Annotated in this window: 8 protein-coding genes; 1 reads left to right on the forward strand and 7 read right to left on the reverse strand. The window is 50.7% G+C overall.

The window, feature by feature from the left end; all coding sequences use genetic code 11:
* From AC5OW4_RS13470 to rpsF, 5 genes are all read right to left on the reverse strand, one after another.
* On the reverse strand, positions 1 to 1,926 hold a 1,926-nt coding region (locus AC5OW4_RS13470), incomplete at its 3' end, for a GGDEF domain-containing protein (RefSeq protein WP_493677084.1).
* Positions 1,927 to 1,931: 5 nt separating this feature from the next.
* Positions 1,932 to 2,855: a DUF2232 domain-containing protein gene (locus AC5OW4_RS13475; RefSeq protein ID WP_072685652.1), complete on the reverse strand. Its 924-nt coding sequence runs from the start codon at positions 2,853 to 2,855 to the stop codon at positions 1,932 to 1,934.
* Positions 2,856 to 2,917: 62 nt separating this feature from the next.
* Complete coding sequence (gene rpsR / locus AC5OW4_RS13480; RefSeq protein ID WP_006057562.1) at positions 2,918 to 3,148, reverse strand: 30S ribosomal protein S18; 231 nt, start codon at positions 3,146 to 3,148, stop codon at positions 2,918 to 2,920.
* A 17-nt stretch (positions 3,149 to 3,165) separates the two neighbouring features.
* A complete protein-coding gene (gene ssb, locus AC5OW4_RS13485) occupies positions 3,166 to 3,645 on the reverse strand; it encodes a single-stranded DNA-binding protein (protein ID WP_072685651.1) in 480 nt (159 codons plus the stop codon).
* A 28-nt stretch (positions 3,646 to 3,673) separates the two neighbouring features.
* Positions 3,674 to 3,964 carry a 30S ribosomal protein S6 gene (gene rpsF, locus AC5OW4_RS13490; RefSeq protein WP_006057560.1) on the reverse strand — a complete coding sequence of 97 codons (291 nt, stop codon included), beginning with the start codon at positions 3,962 to 3,964 and terminating at the stop codon, positions 3,674 to 3,676.
* A 256-nt stretch (positions 3,965 to 4,220) separates the two neighbouring features.
* On the opposite strand from rpsF, the gene AC5OW4_RS13495 reads away from it, so the two are divergent.
* On the forward strand, positions 4,221 to 5,072 hold the full coding sequence (locus AC5OW4_RS13495; RefSeq protein ID WP_072685650.1) for a hypothetical protein: 852 nt from the start codon (positions 4,221 to 4,223) through the stop codon (positions 5,070 to 5,072).
* A 115-nt stretch (positions 5,073 to 5,187) separates the two neighbouring features.
* On the opposite strand, the gene AC5OW4_RS13500 is transcribed toward AC5OW4_RS13495, so the two are convergent.
* Positions 5,188 to 6,351, reverse strand: a complete 1,164-nt coding sequence (locus AC5OW4_RS13500; RefSeq protein ID WP_195397645.1) for an aminotransferase class I/II-fold pyridoxal phosphate-dependent enzyme — start codon at positions 6,349 to 6,351, stop codon at positions 5,188 to 5,190.
* Entirely contained in the window at positions 6,348 to 6,836 is a 489-nt protein-coding gene (locus AC5OW4_RS13505; RefSeq protein ID WP_072685648.1) for an Lrp/AsnC family transcriptional regulator, read from the reverse strand. The genes AC5OW4_RS13500 and AC5OW4_RS13505 overlap by 4 nt, the downstream gene beginning before the upstream one ends.
* Positions 6,837 to 7,352 lie beyond the last annotated feature (516 nt).

Raw genomic sequence — 7,352 nt, forward strand, 5'->3', positions numbered from 1 at the left:
GACGCTCTTCCGATCTGTTCGTAAATCTTCCACGCTCGTATTTTCCCGCTGCAGCGCGGCGGCGCTCAAATGCCCTCCGCCGTGCATCCGTTCCATAATCACCTGCACGTTGACATGGCCGCGGCTGCGCGCACTGATCGCCGTCTGGGAATCGCTGATCCTGGCGATGACAAAAGCGGCTTCCACGCCTTTAATCATCAAAATCGTATCGGCAACCTGCGACAGCATCGCGCGGGAAAGAATCTCATTGTCCGTCACTGCGGAAATGACAATACCATTATCTCTTTTTTCACAGAATTTTAAAACCTTTGTTTTCGTTTCAAATTCAGAATATTCATCCTTTAATAAATTATCGGCTTCCTGCGGATCCGCACCCCAGCGGCGAATCATCGCCGCGGCTTCAAACGTGCGGGTGCCGGTGCGGACTTTAAAGCGGTTGGTGTCGATCATCATCCCTGTCAGCATGATCGTTGCTTCCTCGCTGATAAAGTCGACCTTGCCGGTCTGATAAGGCACAAATTCCGAGATCAATTCGCAAGCGCTGGATGCGCTCGGTTCGATGTAGACAAGAATCGGGTTGATATCCAGATCGGTACGGCGGCGGTGATGATCGAAAATCGCGATCTTCTTGGCTTTTTCCAATACCTGCGCGCCGTTGGACTGGCTTGGGTGATGGTGATCGGCCATGATGACCAGCGTTCCGTCCCGCAGCTGGTTCAGCGCTTCGTTTTCCGTGACAAATTTATGACGCGGCTCCAATTCCTTCTTATACAGATTCATCGCGCCGCTGAGCTTTTCCTCCATCCCGCCGGATTTGGAAATGATGCAGCATGGCTTGTCATATGCCTGAACGATTCGGCTTAAGCACATCAGCGAACCGAGACAGTCAAAATCAGCTTCCTTATGGCCTAATAAAATAACGTTCGTGCTCTTCTTGATCAGATCGCGCAGCGTATGCGCCATGATCCGCACGCGCACGCGGCTGCGCTTTTCCTGCGCTTCGCTGCTGCCGCCGAAATATTTGACGTCCTCGCCCTGACGGCGGATCGCCACCTGGTCGCCGCCCCGGCTCTGCGCCAGTTCCAGCAGCTGGTTGACCATTTCATCCAACTGCGCCACATCGCTGCTTCCGCGGGCAAAGCCCATCGACAGGGTGATCGCCACATCGAGCTGCTGGGATGCCTTGCGGGTCTGGGCCAGAATGCTGAAACGCTCGTCCACGATCTGCTTGAAAATCCGCTCGTTTAAAACGACGAGGAACCGGTCGGACTTTAACCGCCGCAGAAGCATGCCGTGATTCTTCGCCCATTCGACGACCGGCTGGCGGATATTGTTGTTGATCATCGCGATCTCCTGTTCTTCTTCATACTGCGTGGATTCTTCGTAGTTATCGAGATGAATCAGACCGACGACGACCTGTTCTTCCTGATACGCTTTCTCCAGCTGCTGCTGCTCGGTGACATCCTGGAAAAACAAAATCCGGGCGTCTTCCTTGCGCGCGATTTCATAGGTCCGGTCGTCGATCTGGACCTGGACCTTTTCCACATCCCCCTGAATCAGATCATTGACCTCTGGCAGCCACATCGTCAGCTTTTTGGAGATGCGGTTGATGCCGCGATCAGCGAACAATTCGCTCATCCAGGTGATCGTGTAGTTTTCATCATACGTCAGAATTCCAATCTGACCAAACTGGAAAGCATCCTTGGCTTCGCTGCCCAGAATTCGGGAAACGCCGAACATCCGGTTCTGGCTGTCCTCTTGAAAATACTGCACGAGGAAATACACCGTCAGGGTATTGATGATGAAGTATAAAGCGGCGAGCTTGATATCCAGATCGAACAGGAAATACAGGCAGACTAAGCCCAGCACTTCGACAACAATCAGGATCAGCAGCAGCGTTTTGATCTTTCCAATTTTTTCAGACACAAACGTTACCTCCTTAGAATTTTCTCCCGCATATCGGTAGTGACATACAGGAAGCCGACGATCGCCAGCAGCGGCAGCATGATCGGCAGCATCAAGAACGTGATAAGAATGACGAACAGCGCGACGTTTTTATGGTAGCGGACCGCCCCGTAAACCAGGCAGCAGATATACCCGAAAAAGACCAGTACCAGCGCACCCAACACCCCGCCGATCAGGATCAGCTCCGTCGCCCAGGACGGCAGCGTTGCCAGCTGGCTGGTAAAATTACTGGCGATAAACAGAAGAAAGCAGACGTAGGCCAGCGCCTTCGGGATCATGATCTCGCTTAACGGCTTGGGCGGCGCGACTTTAATCTTCATCCGCTTCAGCATGAAATTCGAAAGCAGATGGACGATGATGCCTTCCATCACGCCGGTCAGCACCGCTGACAAAACGAAGATCATTTTGAGAAATCCCGTGATATCCAGACTCGCCGGCAGCTGCACATTGAAATTTTCCGACATCTGCGTCATCATTTTGCCCATTTCGGAAATTTCCATAGCTATATCATAACCGAAAAAGGACGCAAATAAAACCGTTGTGATTAAATTTGAAAGAATGGTAAAGATCATCGTCGTCAGCATCAGGCGCAGATTATTCCATCCGCTTTTCACTCCCTGACCATACACTACGCCGCAAACGCAGGCTGTAATGACGTAAAACCAGGTTTGCGGACCGGCGATAATAAATGAAAGAAAAATAACGGAAACAAACGGAACCAGCGCGCTTTTCCATCCGTATTTCACCGCGTACATCACCATCGGCAGCGGCACCAGCCACGCGGCGTACAAATCCAAAAGCCCGGCCAGCTGCCGGTTTATAAACAGAAACAGACCGATCAGGGCGACCATCATCGCGCCGTCGGTTATTTTTCTTACACTATTATTCATGTTGTCCCTCCTGTGAATGGCAAAAACCTCCACCAGATCACTGATGGAGGCTTTTTCATAACTTAGTCGTTAACGTAAGGCAGCAAAGCCATCTGGCGTGCGCGTTTAATCGCAGTCGCCAGCATGCGCTGATACTTCGCGCGCGTGCCGGTAACCCGCCGTGGAATGATCTTGCCGTTGGCAGAAACAAACCGCTTCAGCAGTTCAACATCTTTATAGTCGATCGAAGTGATATTGTTCTTTGTGAAATAGCAAACCTTTTTGCGTCCCATACGCTGTTTTTTGAATGCCATAGTCGATCTCCTTTCAATTAAAATGGTAAGTCATCGCTGGAAATATCCAGTGTCGGACCAGCGCTGAAATCATCGAATCCATCGTTCGCCGCAGCGTCCCCAAACGGGTTGGCCTGGGCATAACCGGCGTTCTGCGGCTGATAGCCCATCGAAGCAGAACGATTTTCAGAAGCCGATTTCGATTCCAGCAGCTGTACGCTGTCACAGACCACTTCTGTGACGTACACTTTCTGACCGGAAGCATTGTCATAGTTCCGTGTCTGGATCCGTCCGTCAACGCCGACCAGCGCCCCTTTGTGCGCATACTGGCCGAGGAAATCCGCAGATTGCCGCCAGGCCACGCAGCTGATGAAATCAGTCTGCCGGTCCTGCCCGTTGCCGCCGGAGAACCGACGGTCGCAGGCGACGGTGAAGGTTGCGACAGAAAGTCCGCTCTGGGTCTTTCTCAGCATTGGATCGCGGGTTAAACGCCCGACTAAAATGACACGATTAATCATGACAGCTCCTCCTTCAGTACTTTATCGCTTATTTTTCGTCCTGTTTGATGATCATGTAACGGACAATGTTCGCATTAATGCGGGACAGACGATCAAATTCTTTAACCGTTGCATTGTCAGCTTCAAAAGTTACAACCATGTAGTAACCTTTGGTCATGTCTTCGATACGATACGCAAACTCTTTGACTCCCCAGTCATCTACCTTCAGGATTTTTCCTCCGTTGTCGGTGATGATGGCGTGCAGTCCGTCGATAACCTGCTGACGAGCTGCATCATCCAGGGATGCGTTTACGATGTACATGACTTCATACTTTTTCATGTAGCACACCTCCTTATGGTCTATTGGCTTATCGCTTGGCGGATAAGCAAGGAGTAAATATTTTTTATATCTACCCGTTTATCTAGTATAGCAAACTCCCCAGCGAAAGTAAACATGTTTTTTTTGTTATTTTATTTTTGAAATAAGCCTGTCATTTCAAGCCTATTTTCCTTTGCCAATCCTCGATTTCACGGTATTCAACTGCCTTTTCCCTGACGTTTCCTATATAATAAAGTTAGAAAAAAGGAGCGTCGTTATGAAATCATACCGAAAGGGATGGATCGCCTTTTCGATCCTGCTTTTATTGACCGGCTGCCAACATCAGCCTGCGGAAATCGGTCTGACCACCGTCTCTGCCGATTATCAGAAGCAGCATGCTGAAAATCAGAAAAGTCCGGAATTCGCGGAACAAAACCCGGAAGTCATCGCCGCTTTGGTCAACGATGTGGTCAAACTGCGCTTTCAGCGTGCAGGTGAAGGTTTAGCTTCCCATTTGACCGAAGCCTGCCGCGAACGGTTTATCATTGCCAATCAAGCCGTCAGCGGAACGGATTATGGCCTGACCCGGTTAGGCAAGCTGGAAAGCTGCGAAATCCTGACGATCAATGACAACACGGTTTTGGCTCAGATCAAAGCTTCTTATGGGGACACGCCTGCGGCTTATGCGCTTGTCTTAACGTTGGTCAACGAAGATCAGACCTGGCTAGTGGATCAGAGTCTCTGGATGGCGAACGATCAAACCCGGCGCGGTCCGGTTGAAAGTGCTGATCAGCTTGCCAAAGCGTATCAGGAAGCAGTTCTTTCTCAGGATTACGCCCGGCTCGCCGCGCTTTATAACGCGCCTGCGGATCCCAACGGCCCCCTGTTCTGGAGTACGGTCAAAATTGCCGACTGTGAAATCACGGCGCGGCAAATTCAGCGGGAGCAGGCTTGCTTCCAGCTGCAATTCACGGTTGAGGATCCCGGCATGTCCCAGCTGAAAAAAGGAACCTCGACAGGCTGGCTGTGGTGCCGCCGTCAGCCGCATCATAACGGAGACTCAATTTCCGGCTGGATCATTGAAGGTCTGATGACAAAGCAGCCGCCAACATCCTGGTGGCAGTCCTGACCTTTCATCTGCCGCAGCCTTCGCTGCTTATTTCCCCCAACGTTCTGAACAAGCCTGCAGGAAAAACAAAGCTCTGAACTTCACCGAGGAATTCAGAGCTTTGTAATTCTATAATTTAACATGTTTCAAGGAAATGGGCGATACGTTCCAGCGCACCTTTGATTTCATCAATGCTGTAAGCGTAAGAGATCCGCACGAAGCCTTCGCCGCTGGCGCCGAAGGCGTTGCCCGGTACGACCGCAACCTTTTCTTTTTCCAGCAGCTTCTCGCAGAATTCTTCCGAGGTCATCCCGGTATGCTTGATCGAAGGGAACACATAGAATGCCCCCTGCGGCATTGGGCATTGCAGACCCATCCGGTTTAAGCCGTTGACGATAAAATTGCGGCGGCGTTCAAACGAATCCTTCATCATTTCAACATCCCCATCGCCCTTCGCCATCGCTTCAATGCCGGCATACTGGCTGATTGTCGGCGCACACATGATCGCGTACTGATGAACCTTATTCATCGCGGCGATCAAATCCCGGTGGGCGGCGATATAGCCTAACCGCCAGCCGGTCATCGAATAGGCTTTGGAGAATCCGCTGATCAGAATCACCTGATCCTTGATCTCATTAAAGGAAGCAATCGAGCAATGCTTGCCGCTGTAGGTCAGCTCAGCGTAAATTTCATCCGTGACCACCGCGATCCCGGATTCCTGAATCAACGGCACAATCTCGCTGAAGTCTTCCTTTGTCATGATGCCGCCGGTAGGATTTCCCGGGAAATTCATTAAAATCGCTTTGGTCTTCGGGGACAGCGCCTGTTTAAGCTGTTCCTTTTTCAGTTTGAATTTATCTTCTTCTTTCAGTTCCACGATCACCGGTACACCGCCCGCCAGACGCACGCATGGTTCATAGGCGACATAACCCGGAGACAGCACGATCACTTCATCTCCCGGATTCAATAACGAGCGGAAGGCGATATCTATCGCCTCGCTGCCGCCGACCGTAACCAGAATATCGCTGTTCCACGCATACTCCAGCTGGAATCTCCGTTTCAGATAACGGCAGATCTCCTTGCGCAATTCCGGCAGTCCGGCATTGGCGGAATAAAATGTCCGCCCCTTTTCAATCGCATAGATCGCTTCCTCGCGGATATGCCACGGAGTATCAAAATCCGGTTCCCCGACGCCCAGTGAAATAACGCCTTCCATCGAACTGGCCAGATCAAAAAACTTGCGGATGCCTGACGGCGGGATCGTCCCGATGACGTCGTTTAACAATGACTTGGGGTTCATGGGGTCACCAGCAGTCGTTCCTGATCATCTTCCTGCTGATCAATGATCACGCCTTCGACTTTATACTGTTTTAACACAAAGTAAGTGGCCGTGCCCTTGACCCCCTCAATCGGAGCCAGCTTCTGACCGACAAAATCGGCAACTTCGCGCATCGTCCGGCCCTTGACGATCACGATGAATTCGGACCGGCCGGAAATCAGATACATGTTGCTGACCTCAGGGTAACGGTAAATTTTCTCCGCGACTTTATCATAGCCGCAGTCGCGCTCCGGCGAAGCGTTGACCTCAATCAGCGCCATAACGTGATCCTGATTCGTCTTATCCCAGTTGATGACGGTGTGATATCCGCAGATGACCTTTTCCTCGGCCAGCTTCTTCATTTCGCCGTCTACCTGTTGTGGAGTTGAGTTTAAAATATCGGCAAGATCGGTAACGGATATCCGGGCATCCTGTTCGATCGCTTTTAATAATTGAATCTCCTGCATGAGTATTCCTCGCTTTCTTTTTTCCTATGACCTGATATTACCCGCCGTCAGGCCATCCAGGAAACGAGTCTTGTCATTTTCCACATTCTCATTTCCGAACTTCCCCCACTTTCCACGCTTCTGCTTCATGTCAATCATGCGCTTTGGCTTCCAGCTGTTTCTGATTGCCGGATAGTTCCGGCTCAAACCGGCCGCCGGCACGCTGAATGATTATAGGATATCATAAAAAACAGGCTTGCGGGGCAAGTTTCGCCGTCTGTTTCTGAAAATCTTGACAATTTTCTCGGATTTTATTGAAAATTTTCAACAAAACAGGATCAGGTTTCCCTGATCCCTTCTTTTTTATCTTATATCGCCATACCGGTGAAACGGCGCTGACTGATCTTTATTCCCTATCCTTCAGCTGTCCTTCGTTGAGAACTACCCGGTGATCGCTCAGTTCGGATACGACGTTGGAGTGGGTGACGACGATAACCGTCTTCCCGAATTCCTCTGTCAACATCCGGAAGATCTTGA

This window comes from Holdemania sp., from assembly GCF_986127675.1.

Coding starts and splice junctions, on each gene's coding strand:
- AC5OW4_RS13495 (WP_072685650.1), top strand. CDS start 4,221: ATGAAATCATACCGAAAGGGATGGATCGCCTTTTCGATCCTGCTTTTA.
- AC5OW4_RS13475 (WP_072685652.1), bottom strand. CDS start 2,855: ATGAATAATAGTGTAAGAAAAATAACCGACGGCGCGATGATGGTCGCC.
- AC5OW4_RS13505 (WP_072685648.1), bottom strand. CDS start 6,836: ATGCAGGAGATTCAATTATTAAAAGCGATCGAACAGGATGCCCGGATA.
- ssb (WP_072685651.1), bottom strand. CDS start 3,645: ATGATTAATCGTGTCATTTTAGTCGGGCGTTTAACCCGCGATCCAATG.
- AC5OW4_RS13500 (WP_195397645.1), bottom strand. CDS start 6,351: ATGAACCCCAAGTCATTGTTAAACGACGTCATCGGGACGATCCCGCCG.
- rpsR (WP_006057562.1), bottom strand. CDS start 3,148: ATGGCATTCAAAAAACAGCGTATGGGACGCAAAAAGGTTTGCTATTTC.
- rpsF (WP_006057560.1), bottom strand. CDS start 3,964: ATGAAAAAGTATGAAGTCATGTACATCGTAAACGCATCCCTGGATGAT.